The 22,222-nt window shown below is 36.9% G+C and carries 18 protein-coding genes and 1 pseudogene; 15 read left to right on the top strand and 4 right to left on the bottom strand.

The genetic code is table 11. The features are described 5' to 3' along the window. Positions 1 to 23: 23 nt before the first annotated feature. Both ABZP31_RS06920 and ABZP31_RS06915 read right to left on the bottom strand, forming a co-directional pair. Positions 24 to 1,319, bottom strand: coding sequence for a DcaP family trimeric outer membrane transporter (locus ABZP31_RS06920; RefSeq protein ID WP_105919078.1), 1,296 nt, complete (start codon positions 1,317 to 1,319; stop codon positions 24 to 26). 667 nt (positions 1,320 to 1,986) lie between these two features. Further along, on the bottom strand, positions 1,987 to 2,322 hold the full coding sequence (locus tag ABZP31_RS06915) for a hypothetical protein (RefSeq protein ID WP_228155589.1): 336 nt from the start codon (positions 2,320 to 2,322) through the stop codon (positions 1,987 to 1,989). 452 nt (positions 2,323 to 2,774) lie between these two features. On the opposite strand from ABZP31_RS06915, the gene ABZP31_RS06910 reads away from it, so the two are divergent. Further along, positions 2,775 to 3,323, top strand: coding sequence for a hypothetical protein (locus ABZP31_RS06910; protein ID WP_105919076.1), 549 nt, complete (start codon positions 2,775 to 2,777; stop codon positions 3,321 to 3,323). A gap of 241 nt (positions 3,324 to 3,564) precedes the next feature. Beyond that, positions 3,565 to 5,427, top strand: coding sequence for a phage capsid protein (locus tag ABZP31_RS06905; RefSeq protein WP_105919075.1), 1,863 nt, complete (start codon positions 3,565 to 3,567; stop codon positions 5,425 to 5,427). Positions 5,428 to 5,484: 57 nt separating this feature from the next. Here ABZP31_RS06905 and ABZP31_RS06900 read toward each other — a convergent pair whose 3' ends face one another. Next, positions 5,485 to 5,976 carry a Dps family protein gene (locus ABZP31_RS06900; RefSeq protein WP_005014349.1) on the bottom strand — a complete coding sequence of 164 codons (492 nt, stop codon included), beginning with the start codon at positions 5,974 to 5,976 and terminating at the stop codon, positions 5,485 to 5,487. A gap of 300 nt (positions 5,977 to 6,276) precedes the next feature. On the opposite strand from ABZP31_RS06900, the gene ABZP31_RS06895 reads away from it, so the two are divergent. The 8 genes and pseudogenes from ABZP31_RS06895 to ABZP31_RS06860 all read left to right on the top strand — a co-directional run bounded on the left by ABZP31_RS06895 (position 6,277) and on the right by ABZP31_RS06860 (position 16,137). Beyond that, positions 6,277 to 6,585: a metalloregulator ArsR/SmtB family transcription factor gene (locus ABZP31_RS06895; protein ID WP_005025845.1), complete on the top strand. Its 309-nt coding sequence runs from the start codon at positions 6,277 to 6,279 to the stop codon at positions 6,583 to 6,585. Positions 6,586 to 6,705: 120 nt separating this feature from the next. Beyond that, the gene (locus tag ABZP31_RS06890; RefSeq protein ID WP_111282771.1) at positions 6,706 to 8,448 is read left to right on the top strand and encodes a SulP family inorganic anion transporter; all 1,743 of its coding nucleotides are present in this window, start codon (positions 6,706 to 6,708) and stop codon (positions 8,446 to 8,448) included. Between the two features lie 191 nt (positions 8,449 to 8,639). After that, a complete protein-coding gene (gene sstT, locus ABZP31_RS06885; protein WP_367156946.1) occupies positions 8,640 to 9,833 on the top strand; it encodes a serine/threonine transporter SstT in 1,194 nt (397 codons plus the stop codon). Positions 9,834 to 9,867: 34 nt separating this feature from the next. Beyond that, positions 9,868 to 10,554 carry a YoaK family protein gene (locus ABZP31_RS06880; RefSeq protein WP_367156945.1) on the top strand — a complete coding sequence of 229 codons (687 nt, stop codon included), beginning with the start codon at positions 9,868 to 9,870 and terminating at the stop codon, positions 10,552 to 10,554. A gap of 6 nt (positions 10,555 to 10,560) precedes the next feature. Continuing rightward, positions 10,561 to 11,097, top strand: a complete 537-nt coding sequence (locus ABZP31_RS06875; RefSeq protein ID WP_346812630.1) for a DUF2058 domain-containing protein — start codon at positions 10,561 to 10,563, stop codon at positions 11,095 to 11,097. A gap of 101 nt (positions 11,098 to 11,198) precedes the next feature. Then, entirely contained in the window at positions 11,199 to 12,485 is a 1,287-nt protein-coding gene (locus tag ABZP31_RS06870; RefSeq protein WP_005025836.1) for a mechanosensitive ion channel domain-containing protein, read from the top strand. An 891-nt stretch (positions 12,486 to 13,376) separates the two neighbouring features. Beyond that, positions 13,377 to 14,322, top strand: a pseudogene (locus tag ABZP31_RS06865) (diguanylate cyclase). 243 nt (positions 14,323 to 14,565) lie between these two features. Continuing rightward, the gene (locus ABZP31_RS06860) at positions 14,566 to 16,137 is read left to right on the top strand and encodes a sensor domain-containing diguanylate cyclase (protein WP_248134691.1); all 1,572 of its coding nucleotides are present in this window, start codon (positions 14,566 to 14,568) and stop codon (positions 16,135 to 16,137) included. Between the two features lie 266 nt (positions 16,138 to 16,403). On the opposite strand, the gene ABZP31_RS06855 is transcribed toward ABZP31_RS06860, so the two are convergent. Next, positions 16,404 to 16,826 carry a DUF6438 domain-containing protein gene (locus ABZP31_RS06855; protein WP_248134623.1) on the bottom strand — a complete coding sequence of 141 codons (423 nt, stop codon included), beginning with the start codon at positions 16,824 to 16,826 and terminating at the stop codon, positions 16,404 to 16,406. Positions 16,827 to 17,277: 451 nt separating this feature from the next. On the opposite strand from ABZP31_RS06855, the gene ABZP31_RS06850 reads away from it, so the two are divergent. The 5 genes from ABZP31_RS06850 to ABZP31_RS06830 all read left to right on the top strand — a co-directional run bounded on the left by ABZP31_RS06850 (position 17,278) and on the right by ABZP31_RS06830 (position 22,216). Beyond that, a complete protein-coding gene (locus ABZP31_RS06850; protein WP_248134621.1) occupies positions 17,278 to 17,529 on the top strand; it encodes an NADPH-dependent 7-cyano-7-deazaguanine reductase in 252 nt (83 codons plus the stop codon). 18 nt (positions 17,530 to 17,547) lie between these two features. Then, on the top strand, positions 17,548 to 18,483 hold the full coding sequence (locus ABZP31_RS06845; protein ID WP_248134619.1) for a sensor domain-containing diguanylate cyclase: 936 nt from the start codon (positions 17,548 to 17,550) through the stop codon (positions 18,481 to 18,483). A 302-nt stretch (positions 18,484 to 18,785) separates the two neighbouring features. Continuing rightward, the gene (locus ABZP31_RS06840; protein ID WP_248134617.1) at positions 18,786 to 20,642 is read left to right on the top strand and encodes an ABC transporter ATP-binding protein; all 1,857 of its coding nucleotides are present in this window, start codon (positions 18,786 to 18,788) and stop codon (positions 20,640 to 20,642) included. Next, the gene (locus tag ABZP31_RS06835) at positions 20,642 to 21,091 is read left to right on the top strand and encodes a MaoC family dehydratase (protein ID WP_005405523.1); all 450 of its coding nucleotides are present in this window, start codon (positions 20,642 to 20,644) and stop codon (positions 21,089 to 21,091) included. Before ABZP31_RS06840 ends, ABZP31_RS06835 begins: the two co-directional genes overlap by 1 nt. Positions 21,092 to 21,187: 96 nt before the next feature. Then, positions 21,188 to 22,216, top strand: coding sequence for an AraC family transcriptional regulator (locus ABZP31_RS06830; protein WP_005014389.1), 1,029 nt, complete (start codon positions 21,188 to 21,190; stop codon positions 22,214 to 22,216). Positions 22,217 to 22,222: the final 6 nt, after the last annotated feature.

Genomic DNA, 22,222 nt, shown 5'->3' with positions numbered 1-22,222 from the left:
GCTTTTAAATTGGTTTTATCTATTTAAAAGTCATAAATAGCCATCATATTGAAACGATTATCTACACCGGTCCGATTATTGAAAGTTTCACGCTCTCCATAAACATATTCCACTCCAAAAGTTACCGGCTTATAAGGGTTATACATGGCATTAATCCATCCCTGCCAGAGTTGCTTGTTCTGAGATGCATCGTCATATTTCAAGCGTGAAAATTCATTATCATCTTGAGCTTTCATATAGCCATAGCCCAAAGTTGATCTGATTTTAGGTGTAAAACGATGGGTAATACCGGCAGCAATTACATCGAACTCATTACTATGCATATTATTATTTTCATCAATTGCATATCCACTGTTACTCCATAGTACGAAGCGTCCATCCCCTTTTACATGATAATAATCTGCCTTTAATAGAGTCTCTGGGGTGATCTGGTATTTCCCGCCTAAGCCAATACCCCAAGCCAGCTGTTCATCTTCACCGGTTTTTTTCTCTGCAATAAAGCTACGGCCGGAAATCGTTGAGCCATCAGCAAACTTATGGTTCAAACGTCCGACAAGGGCTGGCATACGCATTCTGTTAGCTGGATCAGTCGCTTCAGTATATTTCGGGTCTTCTATGCTGATGGCATAATTAGTATTTTCAGAAAGCTGATCACTATAACGGATTAATGGAGAACGCTGTAAGGCTCCTCCCACAAATGTTGCTGCATCTACAGTATCTGGTATGTATTCTGGTGCAACAAAGGTCGACCAAGTCTGACCAACTAGCCATTTATCATAAGTTAAGTACGCATGACGTATACGGAACTGGTCTCGGGTTGAACCTCCGAAAAAGTCCATTTCGAGTTTACCGCCAATATCACCAATAGAGGTGGGTGTCTTAAAGTTCAGGCCTAGGCGTGTCACATTAACGGTAGTTCTCAAGCGATCTTTTTGATTAGTTGCTTCTACTGTATCTTTAAGAGGTACTCCACTAATATTGTTATACATGGTTGCCGCGCCTTCCATCTGGTAAGAAGCGTCAGCACGAATATAACCATAAAGATTTACTTCAGCTCCGGAAGGCAATATATTTGTTTTAACAAATTGGGATGTATTTAAAGGGGTAGTTTTGACCTGAGGTGTCACATCACTCTGGGGCTTAAGAGTTACAGCAGGCTGTTGTAGTGAGGCATTTAGTAAAGTTCGCAGCTCTTTTACTTCCTGACGTAATTGTTCTATTTCTGTTGTGTTCTCTCCTGCATGTGGTAGCGACATGACTGCCATGCTACTTACAGCAAGTACCAAATGTTTTGACCGTAAATTAATAAGTTTATCCATAACTTTAATATCCATATTACTAAAGATTTGCTGAGTATTCAGATCTAATTGTTATTGTTCAGCTTTCTAGATAAAATTTTTAAATAACTCTAATAAGATATTTAGAAATTTAAAAAGCTGAAATATAAAAACTATTTTTAATTTTCTACTAAAGCTTGTTTAAATTTTTGGCTGGCATCACTTTGTAGAGCCAAACACTACTCTTCACCTTCATCCTTTTCATGCTATTGTCCCCTTTTCTATTAAATTTTATAAATTATTTGCTTACAGAACTTAACGAAAAAGGAAATTCATTTCAATCTGTATTAGAGAACTGTTTATTCTATATATTTCTTAATGCACCCAAAAATAGAATATATAGTTAATTTTAAATATATTTTTCAATTTTAAAGAAATAAAAATAAAATATTTTGTTACATTTATAGTGGTTTCTAAGATGGAATTTATGAATCTTAATTCATTTTATGCTTGAATTTTAAAATTATTTTTGTTTGTCTGCTATTAAATTTAAATATTGTCTGATGTAGATGATTTAATTTTACTTAGGCTAAATTGTTTAGAAATAAGTTCTATAATATAAAGTGCCTGCTATTTTTCAGCACGTAAATGAAGAAGTACTCCAAATACATCTCTGTAACAAAAGTCATTTTATACAGTTTCAAATTAGTCAGTGCTTCAGCAGGTTTAAATCCTGAAAGCCAAAAGTTTGGGTCTGCTGTATTTTATTAGCAGGAATTTTAAATACTACAATTTTACCGTCTGATGCACCGCAGAGAGAAATCCGTATCTGACCGTCATCAGTAATATAAGAAGAGAGGACTTTAATCTGGTTTTGAACTAACTGCTGCTTCATCGCTACGATATTCTTCGTCCTGTCAATTTGTTCACATTGTCTGGAACCTAAAGATTTATATACTTCAGCTGTTTGGTACTCTGATTCTGGTATTGTTGAGCATGCTCCCAAACTTAACCCAATCCAAATTATGCTTGTCATTCTCTTCATGATTGAATATTCCTTTATTTGATATGTTTCAAAATAACGCAAGTGACTTGATCTATCGTGAAAATCAGTATTAGACTAAATTCAAATCAACAAGTTTTAAAAATCAAAGTTAACTTTGATAAACAGTTAATTATATAAAACATATATATTTAATTTTTAGAACTAGTCATAGATATATCACTTTATTTCTTTATATGCTTATTGTTTTAATTTATAAATGAAAATGAATCCTTGTCCTTAACTTTCTGTATAAGCTCCCTGCCCCTTCTTGTAACAAGTATTAATCTCTGTGAAAAAATAATGACTTAATATTTTTAGCCTTATTATCAAAATGTTAAAAATTTTTATGTATTAGATACACAAAAATTATTCAATTCTCGTGCAAAAAGTATCTTTTTTTACCATAATACAACAGTTTTTTTAATCTGATTTATTTCTAAAGATATATCGCCATGATCCGGACTTATTTTTTACGCTGGGAAAAACATCTCTCAAGTACTGTTACAGGTAACATTACCCGTATTGGTTTGCTGTCTATCGCTTATAGTCTTATGCCAGTTACGCTGGTCAGCATGGGAATGTCTGGAGAAAAAGGTAACCTGACTTATGAGCTTGCATTCTTTTTACTTATGAATGTATGGTTTATTTTTGCTTTAATTACTCTTTTCGATACGCTTTGCCGCTTAAAAGCAAAAGTAAAAGTAAATATGAGCAGCTGGTTCGATTTAGCTTATATGACTTTAACGCCTATAGGTATGTGGCTATTCCTTTTTATATTCAGGGCAGATCAAGTTCCACACATTTATCTGGCCAATACATTTGCTATTTTTGCTATTGCATCATTTTTCATGGATAAATATGCAAAGTATTTTATTAATATAGAAAGACGCGACAGTTTTGTTCCTAAACCGGAAGTGGTTCAAAATATAAGGCATAAGTTTACGGGACTAGCTGTCTTATTTATGATTATTTCTTTGATTATTCAATTTTTTCTAATTTGATATACCTATTGAATTTATTTTAAAGCCCATAATTTAAAAAATTATGGGCTTTTATTATAATTACATGATATATATTCTGATTTATGCTCAATTATGAGTATCAATTACATTCTTATCTTACAAAATCAAAGAATTAAAACGGGTTTTTTTATTATACCTCTTTAGTATCTAAATACGACTTCCAAAAATCTGAAAAATATACTCTGGAAAACCGTCTTAATTTATTAAAAGGCTGCCGGTTATGCAAAATGCTTTTCCCTATCAGAAAATACCCCCTCAACTTTCATGGGCAACTCTAACCCTGCCACGTTTTCATCCTCATTATTGGCGGGTAGAAGGCCCAGATACAGCATCGTTTAGTCTTACCAATTACAGAAACGGTTTTGAAGTACTATTCAAACCCCGCCTCAGTAGTGATCTTATAGGTATTATCTGGGAGTCTGAGGATCATAAAGATCATCAGTTTTTAAGTTATGAAACACTATATGACTACAGTGGTATGGTCTGGGATTTTGATATAGAAATTTCTACACACATGCCTATGATCAATAATGAACAGATGGCACTTACGCTAGCAGTATATTATCTGGAAAATGAAATTGAACAAATAGCATATATTCCGCTTTTCAATTATGCAGATCAGCCTGTGTCCAGACAGGCTCATATCCAGATTGACTGGGATACTGTAAAAGCAGGTTTTAATGCGACTATTCCTTTTCCAGTCAATCATATCCAGCGTATTGTATTGAATGTGGTAGCAAGCAGTTATAATCCTGCGACTTTGCCTTATCCACTGCCTGATCCTGAACTTTGTTATGTCAGAATCACCAACTCTACAGTTCAAGGAACTAACACAGAATTAGAACTTAAACAGATAGTAGTATCTGCACATCATAAAGGTATATGTACCAGTTATGATGATCATTATGATTTAAATCCTCAACGTATAGTCGATAATATTGTGGCGCTTGGTTATCGGGGATTACTTAATCATTATTGCGGAATGTCACGTTATCCAGACATGTACTGGGACACACAAGTAAATAGATGGCAGATTCCTGATACACTTACTACACGTGTAAATGTAGTTAATCCATGTGCGTTAAAATGGCATCAGGTTTATGCTAAAGCATTGCATGAAGCAGCCTTTGCTCCTGTTTTCAGCTTAAGCTTTGAAATGTACTCTCTTGCTGCCAACGAATATTGGGCACAAAGAGACATTCATGACAATCTGGGTAAAACGGCTTATGAGCCACCCAGCTATTTTTTCAGTCCTAGCAATATAAATGCTATGGCATATTTGCAAAAAGGTTTTCTGGAATTCGCTGAAACTATGCAGATAGGTGGCTGCCAAGTCAATATGCAGATTGGAGAACCTTGGTGGTGGTATAATCCTGCAACCAACTTACCCTGCATATATGATTACTCTACCCGATTAGCCTTTAACCAAGATACAGGACTATATGCACCAGATTTAGGAGACATTTTTCAATCAGTCTACCAGACTGGTACACCTTATGAAGAATTCAGACAGTGGCTACGAACAAAGCTAGGCCAGACATGTCAGGATATCCGCACTGTTCTCAAAAAGAATTATCCAGATGCGCAGTTTTGTCCCTTATTATTCTTACCTGCTATACGTACTCAGCAGCCCACTCTGTTAACCGGTATCAACTATCCACAGGAATACTATAGGTATCCTAATTTTGACTACATTATAGTCGAAGCTTATGACTGGATTTTAGAAAATAACCTGGAACAAGCCCACCGTACAATTATGGAAGTTGCCTTAGATGAATTAGCATATCCTAGTGACAAAACAGCTTATCTGGCAGGTTTTGTACCACCAGAGAATTTGGCATATCTTTATGGTTTCAATAATAAGGAACCTTACCATAGGGCTATCTGGCAAAGGATTTTAGGAGATATGCAGAACAATGAAACTTTTGGGTTAATGAAACAGTTAATCTGGGCATATCCACAAGTTATGGCTCATTCCCTTACAATTGATATCAAGAATGCACCAGATGGCTTTTTTTTGGCAGAACAATATTATTCTGCAATAAATGATAATACGCCCTACCCGCCTGAAATTTACTTATAAGTTAAAGCCAGAACCAAACCTGCTCAAATAGAGCAGGTTTGGTTCTAAAAAGCTTTTTTACTGTAGCAGGCTACGCAGCATCCAGGCAGTTTTTTCATGCACATCAATACGCTGGGTTAATACATCAGCAGTTGGCTGGTCATTTACTTCGTCTACGACAGGAAAAAGTTCACGTGCAGTGCGTGCAGTTGCCTCTTGAGCATTGACCAGATAACGGATCATTTCCTCAGCAGTAGGCACACCCTCTACTTCTTTAATTGTAGCCAGGTCATTAAACTGTTTATAGGTGCCGGGCGCAGGAAATCCAAGGGCACGAATACGTTCAGCAATAATATCAAGTGCATTCCACTGTTCTGTATACTGCTCCATAAACATTGCGTGCAGACTACTGAACATTGGGCCCGTAACATTCCAATGAAAGTTGTGCGTCATCAGATATAGAGTATAGCTATCTGCTAAAAGACGGGATAATCCCTCAACAATTTTCTTGCGGCCCTCAGTGGAAATCCCGATATTAATTTCAATTTCATTAGTCTGGTTCTTAGCCATTTTTTACTCCAGATTATAGCTTTTTGAATGGTTTACCATATTTGTTATACCTGAGCAGCTTATGAGGTAGTAGCATTCTTAAGTAAAAAGATTTATTAATATGTTTATTTTTACACGCTGAATTGATTTTAAAAAAGAAAAAGTATATTTTTCAAATTAAAAACTTGAATTTATATATACCATGTATCAGTTTTACTGATTAACTTCTTCATCAAAAGCCATGAATTATTCTTCTTAATTAATCTTTATTTTCTCTTAGTACATTTATACTATGGCGCACTCAATTTAACGGATTTGATTATGCAACCTGCTCTCCAAATCGATGTCATGCGCGATTCTGCTGACACCGTCGTGAGTATACTAAAATCGCTGGCTAATACAGATCGCCTATTAATCTTGTGCCATTTAGCTCAAGAAGAATTAAACGTTTCTGAAATTGAGGAAAAAACTCAAATTACTCAGCCTACCTTATCTCAACAGCTGATGATGTTACGTAAGAGTGATGTAGTTATCACACGGCGTCAGGGAAAGCAGATTTTTTATTCAATTAAAGATCAGAAACTAACCCAAGTTTTACATACACTTTATGACCTCTATTGTCCAAAATAATAATAAAATTCTATATATTTAGTAAATTAATAGCAGTTTATTAAGTAGTACTTTTAAAGGAAGCGACTTTTTATCACTTTTTATGCATAATATATGAAAAAATGTGATTTAGGCTATTATATGGCTATGCGTCGTTTATCTATACCCTCTCTTTTTCCGGCATGGCAATGGCTGAGTAGATATAACGGACCAAAATTTAGATCAGATTTACTGGCAGCATTAATCGTTATTGCAATGCTGGTACCACAAGGTATGGCCTATGCTATGGTCGCCGGTCTGCCTCCTGTAATGGGGTTATACGCCAGTATCCTGCCCATGATTATTTATGCCATGGTCGGTGGCAGTCCAACCCTTTCAATTGGTCCAGTTGCTATTATCTCCATGATGGTCTTTGGCACCCTTGCCCCGCTATACGAAGTAGGTTCGCCAGTTTATGTTGAAGCAGCTTGTCTGCTAGCGCTACTCACCGGCTTTATTTCTTTACTTTTAGGTATATTCCGTTTTGGTTTTCTCATTCAGCTGATTAGTCATCCGGTTATAAAAAGTTTTATTATTGCTTCAGCTCTGCTTATTGCCTTAAGCCAATTTAAATTTCTGTTTGATATCCCCTTACAAACCAATAATGTTCCAGAATTCTTGGTATCTTTTTGGCAGTATGTACGTTATAGCAACTTTGCTACTCTGGCGCTTGGAATCACTGCTATATTATTTCTGGTATATATTCCTGCCTTTTTAAATTCAGCCTTTATAAAGACCAGAGCAGGTTCACTGATTTTTCTGATTCGTGCCTTACCCCTCATTCTGGTTATAGTTTCGATTGGACTGATGTATTTTCTGAACTTGCAGCAGGCAGGCATTAAAACTGTAGGAGAAATTCCTTCAAGTTTCCCCCCTATTGCTCTACCACACTGGAACATGCAAATGGTAATTGATTTGCTTCCTGGTGCTGCTCTTATTGCAATGATCAGCTTTGTAGAGTCTCTTTCAATTGCACAGGCCACTGCATTGCAGCAGCGTAGTAACCTGAACAGTAATCAGGAACTTATTGCACTTGGCTTGGCGAATATTAGTGCTGGAGTCACCTCTGCCTTTCCCGTAACAGGAAGTTTGTCACGTACAGTTGTAAATGCCGATGCTGGTGCACGCACTCCAATGGCTGGCGTACTCTCTTCACTGTTTATTATTGTGGTTAGTATGTATTTTACCGGGTTCCTGCGAGATTTACCGCTGGCTATCCTGGCTGCAACCATTATTGTTTCTATCTGGAAGCTGGTTGAATTTAAACCATTTCTCGAAACTTGGCGTTATTCTAAGGCAGATGGCATCGCAATGTGGATTACATTTTTCAGTGTTATTTGCATTGATATCTCTACCGGTCTGATAATCGGAATTATCTCTACATTTATTTTAATGCTTTGGCGAATTAGCCGTCCTCATATTGCAGTGATTGGGTTGGTTAAAGGAACACAACATTTCCGTAATATTTCACGGCATCAGGTTATAACCAGCCCCAAAATCTTTTCGATCCGTATTGATGAAAACTTGAGCTTTTTAAATGCGAATACCTTAAAAGGCTATATCATTACTGAAGTAAGTAAAAATGCCCAGCTTGAGCATGTCATTATTAACTGCTCAAGCATTAGCGCTATCGACTTAAGTGCACTGGAAATGCTTGAGGAAATAAATGCAGAGCTCGCTAAACTTCATATTCAGCTCCATTTTTCAGAAATCAAAGGCCCTGTTATGGATAAGCTTAAAGCCTCCCCCTTATTGCAGCATTTAAATGGTCAGGTTTTTTTCTCTCACTTTCAGGCAATGCAGAACTTGGCACCAGAGCTTTTTCAGCCTGAAATGCCCCATTAAAATTTAAATATTAACAATGCAAGTGATCTATGGATATTCAAATGTGATAAAAGTATTTAGCTTTTATTATATTTATATCATTCGAAAGACCATGGACGGGTCAGTAAAAATTAATTTCAAGCTTTATGTATTTTATGTATAAAATAGCCGGCTTGTACTTTTGGCCCTTATAGGTCTCATAAGGCTTTCCTATGTTCTCATACTTATTTCGCTTAAGCCTGGTTACTCAAATTGTCATTGCCATTATTCTGGGCATGCTGGTAACCTGGCTTTTTCCTCAAGCAGCTCCCTATCTCAGCTTACTGGGTGATCTTTTTATTAAGGCACTTAAGTCAGTTGCCCCGATTCTGGTTTTTGTTTTAGTTATGGCTTCCATTGCCAATTTCAAACTGGGTCAGACTGCATATATCAAACCTATTTTAATGATGTATATGGTTGGTATGCTTCTAGCTGCATTTAGTGCTGTCTTTGCCAGTCTAATGTTTCCAAGTACATTGTTCCTGGATGTGCCAAGTCAGCTCGAAGTACAAGCTCCAGGGGGGTTGGGAGAAATACTGAAAAACCTGTTATTGAGCTTTATTGCCAATCCAGTTGTGGCGCTGAGTGAAGCGAACTTTATTGGAATTTTAGCGTGGTCTGTCATATTGGGGCTAGCGTTTCGCCACGCGTCTGAGACTTCACGTGTGGTACTGACTGATGTTTCCAATGCCATTAGTAAAGTGATCGCAATTGTAATCCGCTTTGCTCCATTGGGTATATTCGGTTTGGTTGCTGCAACTTTCGCTGATGCTGGCTTAAAAACGCTGGAAAGTTATGCACAGCTTTTAGCAGTGCTGCTTGGCACTATGCTTTTTGTTGCCCTTATCATTAATCCTTTGCTGGTTGCAGTTGTTACCCGCAGTAACCCTTATCCGCTAGTCTTAACATGCTTACGCGAAAGTGCCATTACTGCTTTCTTTACCCGTAGTTCCGCTGCTAATATTCCGGTTAACCTCGACCTGGCACGACGTTTGGGTGTAAATGAAGCAACTGCCAGTGTATCTATTCCCTTGGGTGCTACTATCAATATGGCAGGTGCGGCGGTCACTATTACTGTGCTAACACTCGCGACTGTACATACTTTAGGCATACCGGTCAGCATTTCAACCATGTTAATCCTTTCCGTGGTTGCTACAGTATCGGCCTGTGGAGCTTCTGGGGTTGCTGGCGGTTCATTGCTACTGATTCCTGTGGCCTGCGGCCTGTTCGGTATTTCATCTGAAATTGCTATGCAGGTGGTTGCAATCGGAATGGTGATCAGTGTGCTTCAGGACTCGACTGAAACTGCATTAAATTCATCAACTGATGTACTATTTACTGCTGCTGCTGACCGTGGAATGCGTTAATCTATTGAAAGGACAATAATTCGCGAGTGTAGCGATGCCTTTTCAAAAACTGCCTGCATGGATTCAAATAGGTGCTTTTTTACTGGCAATCAATGCGGGCATGATTAATGTACTTGGACTGGTGACTGTCTTGCATCAGTCTGTCTCACATATGACCGGTAATATTAGTATGCTGGCCATGAGCCTGATTAATTGGGAACCCTCTAGTGTTCTGTACCTGATACTGGTGGTCCTTTGCTATGTTACCGGTTCATTTTATAGTGGCCTGATTCTTGGAAATAGTCACTTTCAGCTTGGACGCCGTTATGGTTTGCCACTTAGTCTGGTTGCGCTATTCATTTTCCTGTGCTGGATATTGTTACCCTATTTCCCACGATATGCTTTATTGTGGGCCTGTGTTGCAATGGGCGTGCAAAATGCAATGGTTAGCCATTATAAAGGTACAATCATTCGCACTACCCACTTATCAGGGGTATTAACTGATCTTGGGTTGGCGCTAGGTTATCGCTTACGTGGCCTGAGCGTTGGAAAGCGTCGTATTATTCTTCATTTACTTATTCTCTTCGGCTTTTTAATCGGTGGTATTGTTGCCAGTCTGATTTATCCTTATCTAAAATTACAGTCATTTCTCGTACCGGCAGTTTTGAGTTTATCGCTCAGCATCATCTACTGGTCTATATACTTTCGTCATAGGTCTACACAGCATTCAAGCTGGGAGTAATCAAATATGGTTAAAAATGCACTACAGGCACAACTTTTAAAAGCTGGCTTGGTAGATAATAAAAAAGCAAAAAAGCTGAGCAAACAGGCACAGCATGAACAGCGTACCGGTCAAAGTGACGAGGCTGCACTCAAGGCAAAAATTGAGCATGAAAAACGGGAAAAGTTAGCTAAAGATCAGGCCCTAAATCAGGAAAAACAGCGTCAGCTTGAAGAAAAAACTTTAAAAGCCAATATTGTCCAAATGATCTCTCATCATAAGATCAAGGAAACTGACGGCGATATAACTTATCAGTTTATCGATGAAGGCAAAATCAAAAAAGTCTATATCTCACAACAGGTTTATAATGCACTGGTTTCAGGCAGTTTAATGATTGCACGAGATAATGGCAGCTATGCCTATTTACCAAAAGCCTTGGCAGAAAAAATTGATGCGCGCATGGAAGGGTTTATTTTACATAATAGTACGCAGGCCAATGATCAATCAACTGATGAAGAAGATCCATATGCAGCATATGTTATTCCTGATGATTTAATGTGGTAAAACACCTCTTCTTGAGGTAATACTATAAAGTTTCAATTTGCTAATAAAACGTATATAAAAAGTTGTTTATAGCCTGTTTCAAGCAATAAACTTTTACAATCATGCAATTAATCATAATTGTAGGGGTAAATGGCTTGGAACAGCTGGCTTTTATACAAAATATTCAGGACTGGTCAGATCAGTTTCCTTGGTTAGAGATGTTGACATCATTAGGCATTCTTATTCTGCTAGCCGCTCTGGCTAACTTTATTGCCAAACAGGTCGTAGTAAGAGGCCTACGTAAACTCATCAGCAAGATGAAGTTTGCCAATAGCAGTATTTTCGCTGAACATAGTGTAATTCGTCGCATAGCTAATATTGTTCCGGCTATCGTCATTATGAATGGCATCACTACGGTTCCACATCTTTCACTCAAGCTTGTAACTTTTGTACAAATGGGAGCACAGGCTTTTATTTTCCTTACATTAGCGCTGGCTTTGAGCGAACTTCTTAATATTTTTAACCTGATTTATCAGCGCAATCCAAAATCAAAAAATAAGCCTATTAAAGGATACTTGCAGCTGGTTAAATTAATGCTGTATATCGTCTGTGCTTTAATGATTTTAGGTACTTTCCTGAAGAAAGATGTGTTTACCCTGCTAGCAGGCTTTGGTGCTATGGCGACTGTGCTGATGCTGGTTTTTCAAAATACTATTCTTTCGCTGGTGGCCAGTGTACAAATTTCTTCTTATGATATGGTACGTATCGGAGACTGGATTGAGATGCCATCATTAAATGCGGATGGCGATGTCATTGATATGTCATTACATACGGTCACAGTACAAAATTTTGACAAGACCTTTACGACTATTCCCACCAATAAACTGATTACTGATACTTTTAAAAACTGGCGTGGTATGAGCAATGCCGGTGTAAGACGTATCAAACGTGCTATTTACATTGACCAAAGCACAGTGCATTTTATGACGAATGAAGAGCAGCAAAAGCTAAAGGACTTTTTGCTTCTTGACCAGTATTTGAATATTAAAGAAAGTGAAATTCAAAAATTTAACCAGCAGCTTGGCAATCAGGCTATTTATAATCAGCGCCGCTTGACCAACCTGGGGACATTCCGTGCTTATATAGAGTTTTATTTAAAACAGCATCCAGGTATTGCTCAGCATCAGACAATTATGGTGCGTCAATTACAACCTACCAGTGAAGGACTTCCCCTTGAGATTTATGCATTTAGTAATACAACTTCATGGGTAGATTATGAAGCCATTCAGTCAGATATTTTTGACCACCTGATTGCCATTATTGGAGAATTTGGACTACAGGTTTATCAAGCCCCTTCTGGGCAAGACTGGAAAGTCTTGTCTAATGCAGAAGTTATTGAACATTCCTGATTTTTTACACACTGTATAACAGGCTTTTACAACGAAGCCTGTTATATAAGTACTTATTTTTTAAATTATAGTATTGTGAGAAGTTCATTCTATTTTACTATCTCAGGCGTTGGCTTATGCATTATTTAAACGGCACTTATTAATATTAAAAATTTAAACACCAGATGAAATACTAAAGAAAATTTTATAATACTAATATTTATAAAGCTCAATTAATATACAGCCCTATTTTACCTATATAAAATTATAGAGTTAATTCAGAAAATACAATGATTAAAATACATACCGCCATTGAGCTCATTCTTCTTTTCTCTTAAAAATGATCTGTCCATTTTGATCAATTTTAGTAAATTTAAAGTTTTTTCCTGAATAAATACGGTCTGGAGAAGTATGGAAAGGTGCTGTAGACATAATATTCGCTCTTCTTTTAAGTACATGTTCATGCTGAGATTTATAAGCATAATAGAATAATCCACCAACAAATAATAAGAAAAGTGCAACTAATCTTATCCTCACAATTTTTACCTTCTCTTTAATAAATTCTGACTAATTTTGTATGATTTAATTTAATATGTATACAAAATAATAAAATATTTTTTTATTTAAATGGATTTTAAACACAATTAACCTCTTGTATTCTTATAAATTTTATATTTCATGATCATCTATTTAATATAATTAATCCTTCTCTTAAAATTAAAAATGAATTTTTACTGAAAAGCTTCTTGTATGATAAGGGCTGATAGCATAATTTTCTCTTAAGGATATAAGCTTTTAAAAGACTAAAGTTTAAGAAAAATAGTTTTCTGCAAGAATAAGTTCAACTTTGAAAGTAAGTAAGCTCTAGCTATTCATTTTGAACAGAAGCTATTAATCAGGTAAATAAAATATATGATAAATGGATTTAATTACAAAAGTTTTGAAGAGGCTGGGCAAGCTGTCTTGCACTACTTGCATGCCCATCTTGGTTTTAACCTGTGGATGATTACCCGAGTAGAAGGTAAAAACTGGATCATCTTACAGTGTGAAGATCATGGATATAATGTCAAACAAGGCCAAGTTCTGAACTGGACCGATACGCTATGCTCCCAGATGGTGACGGAAACAGTACCCAGAATTGTACCTCGCTCTAGAGATATTCCTCTGTATGCTAATGCACCTATAAACAAGCAGGTCAACATAGAAGCTTATTATTGGTCAGCCCCTGCTTAATGAAGATGGCAGCCTGTTCGGTACATTATGCGCAGTTGACCCACAACCACAACCAGAATCAATTTTACAATATGCTGAAATGATTGAGCTTTTTGCACAGTTATTAAGTTATATCTTACAAACTGAGCTACGTGAAAACGAGAAAATTCGACAACATGAAAGACTTGAAGCTGAAGCATTAAGAGATAGCTTAACTGAGCTATATAATCGTAGAGCTTAGAATAATTTGGTCACTGCCGAAGAAGACCGTTGTAAACGGCATGGACACCCTGCTTCAATTCTTATTGTTGATCTCAATAATTTAAAAACTGTTAATGACAGTCTGGGGCATACTTCCGGCGATGAATTAATTCAGAAAACAGCTTCTGTACTTCGTGCCAGTGTAAGGCGTAAAGATATTGTGGCTCGCTTGGGTGGAGACGAATTTGGTATTTTAAGTATAGAAAATGATCAAGAAGGTGCTTTAGCTTTATTTCACCGTATTCAGGAGGCTTTTAAAGAAGCCGGAATAGATGCCGCTATTGGAGTTGCTTCGCGGCGACCTCATCATGGTCTTAACAAAGCAGCAATCGCAGCAGATAAAAATATGTTTGAGCATAAACGGTCAGGTAAAACTAAAACTTAAAAATATAAGTATCTGGTTTAATTAAAAAATTTATAGCCAGATTTCATTTAATAACTTAACTATACTACAGCCTAACTAAATAAATTATGCTCTTATATATGTGTTGGCAATATAATAAAATTTATGAGAACTGTTTTGATCCTGCCTGCCTATGGTCTAACTTATAGAAACAAAGAATAAATATTTAGTAATATTAAATACAGTAGTATGAGAGATGTACTCTACCTTAATGTCAGCTCATCTATGCTCACTTATAATTTAAAAAATTACTTTAAGCTTAATTTAAGGAAATTAATTTTAATTTTAACTATTTTAGCGGTTTCCGCCTTATTTGTTATTTCTCTCCTTATAAGCTATAGCATTCTCAAGCAGGAATTAATAGAAAACTCACTTTCAATTAATTATGAATATGCTTCTAAAATTGCTTTAAACACAGATGGGCAATTTCAGACAGCTTTGGATGAGCTCAAATATAGTGCTGAAGTTATAGGAAAGTCTTTTAACAACGAAACTATAAGAGCATCAGAAGTTGATCGTCTTAGGAGACAATCACATCACTTCAATACTGTAGTTATATGTAACTCTAAAGGAATTATCGTTGAATATACTCCTGATTATCTGAACCTGAGCAAACAACAGGTTCAAATGTCACTAGGAACACAAGAATCTTTAAAAAGTAAGCAACCCTATGTTTCTCCTCCATATTACTCAGTTAAAAATAATTTAATTGTTTTTATCTCTCAGCCTATCTTTGACCATAACCATGTCTACAAAGGCTATGTAGGTGCAGCAATTTATCTGAAAGAAAAAAATATCATCAATGAGCTACTGACCATTCAATACAGTTATAGAAATAGTTATATGTATGTATTAGACCAGAATAATAAAATTATATTTCACCCTGATATGAAAAGAATAGGTCAAACTGTAACCGGGAATACAGGGTTGACTTATATGAATAAAAAGAAGAACGGTAAAATTCAATTAGTAAACAGTATGGGAGTAAAGAATCTGGTCGGTTTCGCGCATATTCCCACCACTAACTGGATTGTAGTCTCACAACAGCCTACAGATGAATTACTTGAACGCGCGAAATCAATTATTTCCAGAGTGTCTGCAGGAATTTTTCTTTTTTATCTCCTAATTTTTTATCTAGTATGGAAGGCCTCTACCTTTATAGCCTCTCCTCTTCATGACCTCGCCAAAATTGCCAGCTCTTTAAACCAGCCAGAAACTGAAGTGAAAATTAAGGCGATCAAACCATGGTACTACGAAGTGCAAAAATTCAAATTTTCCCTACTTTCCAGTGTAGAGAAGTTTACTCATAAAATTGATGAAATGAATTTTCACATTAATTCTGACCCACTTACTGGCCTTTTTAATCGCAGAGGACTAGAAATCTTTATTGAGGAAATGACTCGTACCCAGACTCACTTTGCAGTTTTACTGATAGATATTGATTATTTTAAAAAGATTAATGATTCTTATGGTCATGCTCAAGGTGACAGAATTTTAAAGCAAGTGGCTCAACATATTTTAAATAACTTTAGGAAAAATGATTTATGCTGTCGTTATGGTGGTGAAGAATTTGTTGTGCTTATGCCTCAAGCTGATATAGAAAACGCATATAAAAGTGCTGAACGTTTAAGAAAGAAAATGGAAAATACCTTAACCGATGGTATCGGCCCGATAACAATTTCTATCGGTATCGCATTCTGGCCAGAAACTTCGAGAGAAGTAGCAAGAGTTTTTGAAATAGCTGATGCAAAACTTTATCAGGCTAAAATTGCAGGCCGCAATCAGGTTCATTATTAGAAATAATGCTTAGGCTATTTTTTTATAAAAAGCTTTTTTAAGTCCAAGGTTTCATAACCAAATAAGATTTTTCTATGTACAGTTTTACTGCCCTATAAAACTTGAAAATAAAAATTTTTTTTATTTTAGAGATATCGTTAATATTAAAGTGTATAAACCTAAAATTCATAAAACACTACTTATAGAAATATATATTTATTAATCTTTTATATAAATGGGACCTATATAAAAGATTAATTTTTTATAAATTTAGATTTTTTTTATTTTTAGCGTATTAAATTATTAATTCCAAGCATTTCAGGTAATTGTTCGATAAATTGATTAAAACTTTTATCAGATGAATTCATACACCCCATATAATGGTCTAACTTTGTTTCTACTCCACTTTTATCCGTCCATACAAAACTAACCGTTTGATGATCAGTAGCTTTATTTACACATTTATAATTATTTTCTACTTTTCCTGGTGCGGGCTTATATCTGCTTAATTGACTAGAAAGCTTTTTATAGATCCCGGGGGAAACTATGATATTTTGCTCTCCGATAACTTTTGTAAACCGGTCCCCGTTAAAATGTACAGCTCCACTAGGCTGAATTGTTACAGAATACACCGGACAGACACCAAAACAACGTGACGTAGAATAATTAATTGTTTCTTCTACAATACTATTCTGATCTGGATAAGACACAGAAGCGCACCCTGTTAAGCAGAAAAATACAGTAGACAGAAGAAAGAATTTATTCATCATTTTATTTTTTAAAATATAAAAATATTATTATATACATATTTATATTTTATTCTGTATTTTTTTATTATCTAACATAAAAAAGGAATAAATATCTTTAGATTAATAGTTTTTATTTAAAGTTTAATAATGCTTCATTATATATTTTGTTGAAATCTGTTTACCAAAAAAGTAGTCTTCATAGACAAATATTAAATTTTATGCTTTTTAGTATTTAGAATTTTTGTATATCTTTTATTAAATTTTATATTATTGAGAGAATAAAAGCATGAGATATATAAATGTTATTATAGCATTACTTTTATTAAGTTATATATGGAGTAGATCCTATGCTGTTCAAATCTCTCCAAATCAAATAGTAGCTACCCAGATGACATCTAAGCAGGTTATAAATATGAATGAAGAAGAACAGGTACTCAAATTCATAGATCCTGATAATATAGTAATCATTCTCAAAACCACAAATAATTTCGAAACTGCGGAACTTACTGATCAGAGAGGCATTGTTTATTATCTTAAGCGGGTTAAAACAAAAAATGGTATACGACTGGAAAATGGAAGCACATCAATTCATTTTAACAGTGGCAGTGGAATCTTGAAAATTGGTCAAGGTCACCCTATTAAGGTTATAGAAGTTAAATCTTGAGATATAAAGGCTGGTTATATGGGTATTTCATATTCGAAAAACTTTGAGGAAGCAGGCCAGGCTGGTTTACGTTATCTTCATGACCGGTTCGGTTTTAATCTATGGATGATTACACGGGTTGAAGGCGATGACTGGATCGTGCTGCAGAGTGAAGATCATGGCTATAATGTTCAACCTGGACAAGTTTTTCGCTGGGCAGATTCTTTCTGTTCACATATGGTCACAGGTAATGCACCAAGAATTGCACCACGTTCTGATGATATATCCTTATATCTAAACGCTCCTATCAGGAAACAGGTAGAGATTCAGGCTTATATTGGACAGCCCTTAGTAAGTGAAGATGGTCATTTATTTGGCACACTCTGTGCGATTGACCCTCACCCGCAAGCGCCTGAACTGGTTCAAGAAGCAAAACTGATCGAAGTCTTTGGAGAGCTTTTAAGCCGGATTCTACAGGCTGAACTGCGTGAAATTGAACAGGTTAGACAACGTGAGCGTCTTGAAGTAGAAGCAATGAGTGATGGTTTGACTGGTTTATATAACCGGCGGGCTTGGGATAAATTAATAAATGCAGAAGAAGAACGTTGCAAGCAGTTAGGTCACCCTGCTGCTGTGGTTATGATAGACCTCAACAATCTTAAAACTGTTAATGATCATCTGGGTCATGAGGCTGGTGATGAGTTAATTCGCAAGACAGCTGTCGTATTGCGTGATAATGTACGTAATAATGATATTCTAGCCCGCTTAGGAGGTGACGAGTTCACCATACTAAGTATTGAAAATGATCATTCAGGTGCTGAATCATTGGTTAATCGCATTACACAGGCCTTTGAAAAGGCAAAGATTAGTGCTTCAATCGGGCTGGCTATGCGTCATCCGACTTTTGGTCTATCAGCTGCTATCAGAGAAGCAGATCAACAGATGTATACACATAAGCGGCTCAGCAAGTCCTAATTTTATTAATCCGGTAAAGTTACAAGCAGATTTTTTTATCCTTCAAAATCGCACCAGCTTTTCAAGTCTACCGCTAGCTAATAATTTTTTCATATCTGTTTTTCCTGTTGAATTCACAATTTACGCCATTATCTTTTCTCTTATATGGCGTAAAATTAAGTGTAGTACGGCTAAAAAACTCATATTTTGAATATTATTATATGGCGGAATATGGCTAAATTAATGATTGATCAATCTCTATCTCTCCTATAAATTGAATTAAATTTATATTAGTTAATATATTGTATTCAGAGGAAAAAATAATGTTGAAGTGGTTCGAAAAGCGTGTCGATGCCTATCCCACTGAAGGTCTTTACGAACCATTACCAAGAAGGTTTTTTCCATTTATCTGGCAGGCGACCAAAGGCTTGCGTCCTTATATTTTTTTATTAGTCCTTGTAACTGCGGGCGCCGCAAGCTTTGAGGCTTTACTCTATTCGAAAATAGGACAACTGGTTGACTGGCTAGGTACAAGCCAACCTGATACTTTTTATGTAAATCATGAAACCAATCTGCTGATTCTGGCCAGCTTTCTGTTTGCCAACATCTTCTTTGCCAGTATGCAGTCTATTGTTAAGCATCAGATTTTATATAGCAATTTCCCAATGCGTCTGCGCTGGCGTTTTCACAATTTTCTTTTACAGCAAAGTCTCGATTTTTTCCATAATGATTTTGCCGGGCGCTTATCTGCCAAGGTCATGCAGACAGCGTTAGCAGTACGAGAATTCTGGGTTATTTTAGGCGACATGATGGCCTACGTAGTGGTCTATTTCACTACGATCAGTATTGTGTTTATAGGTATTTCACCTGTTCTAATGATACCCCTACTCGTCTGGTTACTTCTGTTCATGATCGCAGCTTACTACTTTATTCCACGCTTGGGTAAAGTGTCAAAACAGCAAGCTGATGCCCGTGCTGTCATGACTGGACGTGTTACAGATGCCTATACCAATATTCAGACTGTCAAGCTATTTGCACACGCCGGCCGTGAAAGTCGTTATGCCAAAGAGTCCATGATGGAATTTATGGTGACAGTATATCGGCAAATGCGTCTTGGAGCTAAATTTGAAATCAGTGTAAATATGCTGAGTGCTGTACTTTTTCTAGGTGTATTGGGAACAGCCATTCATCTATGGGTAGAAGGTAAAGCCGGTCTTGGAGTGGTTGCCGCAACCACAGCCATGATTATGAAGCTTAACAGTATGGCATTCTTTATCATGTGGCAAATTTCTGCCCTTTTTGAGAATATCGGAACAATTCAGGATGGAATGGGAACTTTAAGCAGACCGGTAGAAATACAGGATAAAAAAGATGCCAAGCCATTAAAAGTAACTGCGGGTGAAATTCGTTTTGATAATGTATCTTTCGCTTATAATGAAAAAAATGTAATTGATCAGTTGAATCTTACCATTCGACCAGGTGAAAAAATCGGGATTGTTGGCCGTTCTGGCGCAGGTAAGTCAACCCTTATTCAATTGTTGCTGCGGTTTTATACCATTCAAAATGGCCGTATTTTAATAGATGGCCAAGATATCCAGAATGTAACTCAGGACAGCCTGCGCGCTAATATTGCTTTGGTTACTCAGGATACTTCTCTGCTACACCGTAGCGTATCAGAAAATATTAAATATGGCCGGCCAGATGCAACTGATGAGGAAATGTATGAAGCTGTACGTAAAGCTCAGGCAGAAACCTTTATTCCTCAGTTAACTGATCTGGGGGGGCGTCGGGGCTATGATGCGCAGGTGGGTGAACGTGGTGTCAAGCTCTCAGGTGGACAGCGTCAACGTATTGCAATTGCCCGCGTATTCTTAAAAGATGCACCTATTCTGATTTTAGATGAAGCTACCAGTGCACTGGATTCTGAAGTCGAAGCTGCCATTCAGTCAAGTCTAGACGCTCTTATGACTGGAAAAACAGTCATTGCAATTGCTCACAGGCTTTCGACCATCGCTCAGATGGACCGTTTAATTGTACTGGATCAAGGCCTGATCGCTGAACAGGGTACTCATGAGCAACTGATTCAGCAAAATGGTATTTATGCTCAACTATGGCAACGTCAAACTGGTGGCTTTTTAGTTGAACAGCAAATACCAAAGAAAGTTGAGGACACAGAATAATGCTTTATCTGGAAGATTTGCACATTGGTGATCGTTTTGTCAGCCGTGAATATGAAATGACTGCTGAAGAGATCAAAAAATTTGCCACTCAATATGATCCACAGGTTTTTCATCTGGATGAAGAGCAAGCAAGCCGGCATCCTGTTTTTCAAGGTCTGGCCGCAAGTGGCTGGCACACCTCTGCAATTACCATGCGTTTATGGACAGAGTGCTTTCCGGTAGCAGGCGGTTTAATTGGTACCGAAACCAGTTTACGTTGGCCCAAGCCTACCAGACCGGGAGATCTCATTCATGTTGAAGTCGAAATTACAGCAATCATTCCATCCAGAACTAAAAATGATCGGGGTATTGTTACTTATGTCACTCAGGCTTATAACCAATTTCAGGATCTCCTATTAATCTCTACTACAAAAATAGTAGTATTTAAAAAAGCAGCAATTGAAAATTAAGCAACTGATTTGTCCAACAATTCTTCTAGTTTAAAGTTTAATTTCATGCCAAGATGTAAACAGTAAGTTGAAAAGCATGAGAGCAATGGATAGCGCATGGAGATAATTTCATCCCGGCAAGATGTGGGTATTCCAGGGGTATATGGCCTGTTATTGCTAGATGTGGTATCACGCTGGGGCTATAGCGCAGAGACTTTATTTGCCCCCTTTCATTTTAGTAGTGAACAGCTCGCACACCCGGATTACCGTATTCCAACTCCTCTTGCCAACGAACTAATAAAACATGCCTTAAAAATTACAGGCGAGCAATCTTTAGGCTACCATCTTGGTACCCAAATGCGAATTTCAATTCATGGCTTTATTGGCTATGCAATCATGACAGCCAGTAATATATCTGAAGCCCTGGTTCTTGCTGCACGTTTTATTCAACTTCGTATGCCCTTTCTACAGCTTTATTTTTCTACTTTTGGTGATAAGGCAACCCTGCAATTACAGTGTGACATACAACTTGAACCTTTAAGGACCGAAATTATTCTTGCCCTGACTATTGGTATTATCAGTATGGCCAAGGCTATTACTGGCATTAATAACCTTGAAGGAGAAATTGATTTTGATTTTGCCAAACCTGAAGGATTTGACCGCTATTTAGCCAAAATGCCTTCACATCATTTCCGTTTTAATCAGCCACACATACTTTCCAGCTTTGATAAAAAGTTTCTGGGTTTACAGATGGTTAATGCTGACCCGATTGCCAGTCAAATCGCAATTAACCAGTGTGAAGCTGAACTTTCTGCTTTGGGTGAACGCCGACGTCTGGCCATGCGGGTGCGTGATATCCTCACTCATTCAGAACAGCACTATCTTAGTATAGAAAGCGTGGCCGATCGGTTGCATATGTCAGACCGTACCTTAAAACGCCAACTGGCTGCTGAAGGCACCTCTTTTTCTAGTCTGGTTGATGAAGTGCGCTACCGGCATGCTACATCACTTCTCTCACGGACTGATTATACCCTTGAACAGATTGCCGACGAGCTGGGCTATTCTGACGTTGCCAATTTTAGCCGTGCCTTTAAGCGCTGGAGCGGCCGCAGTCCTAGTAATTGGCGTAAAGATCCGTATTTATAGACTTTA

This window comes from Acinetobacter sp. FL (assembly GCF_040744925.1).
Classification (GTDB): Bacteria; Pseudomonadota; Gammaproteobacteria; order Pseudomonadales; family Moraxellaceae; genus Acinetobacter; species Acinetobacter radioresistens.
Note: the sequence above shows the minus strand (reverse complement) of the source record. Positions and strands in the feature narration are given on the sequence as shown.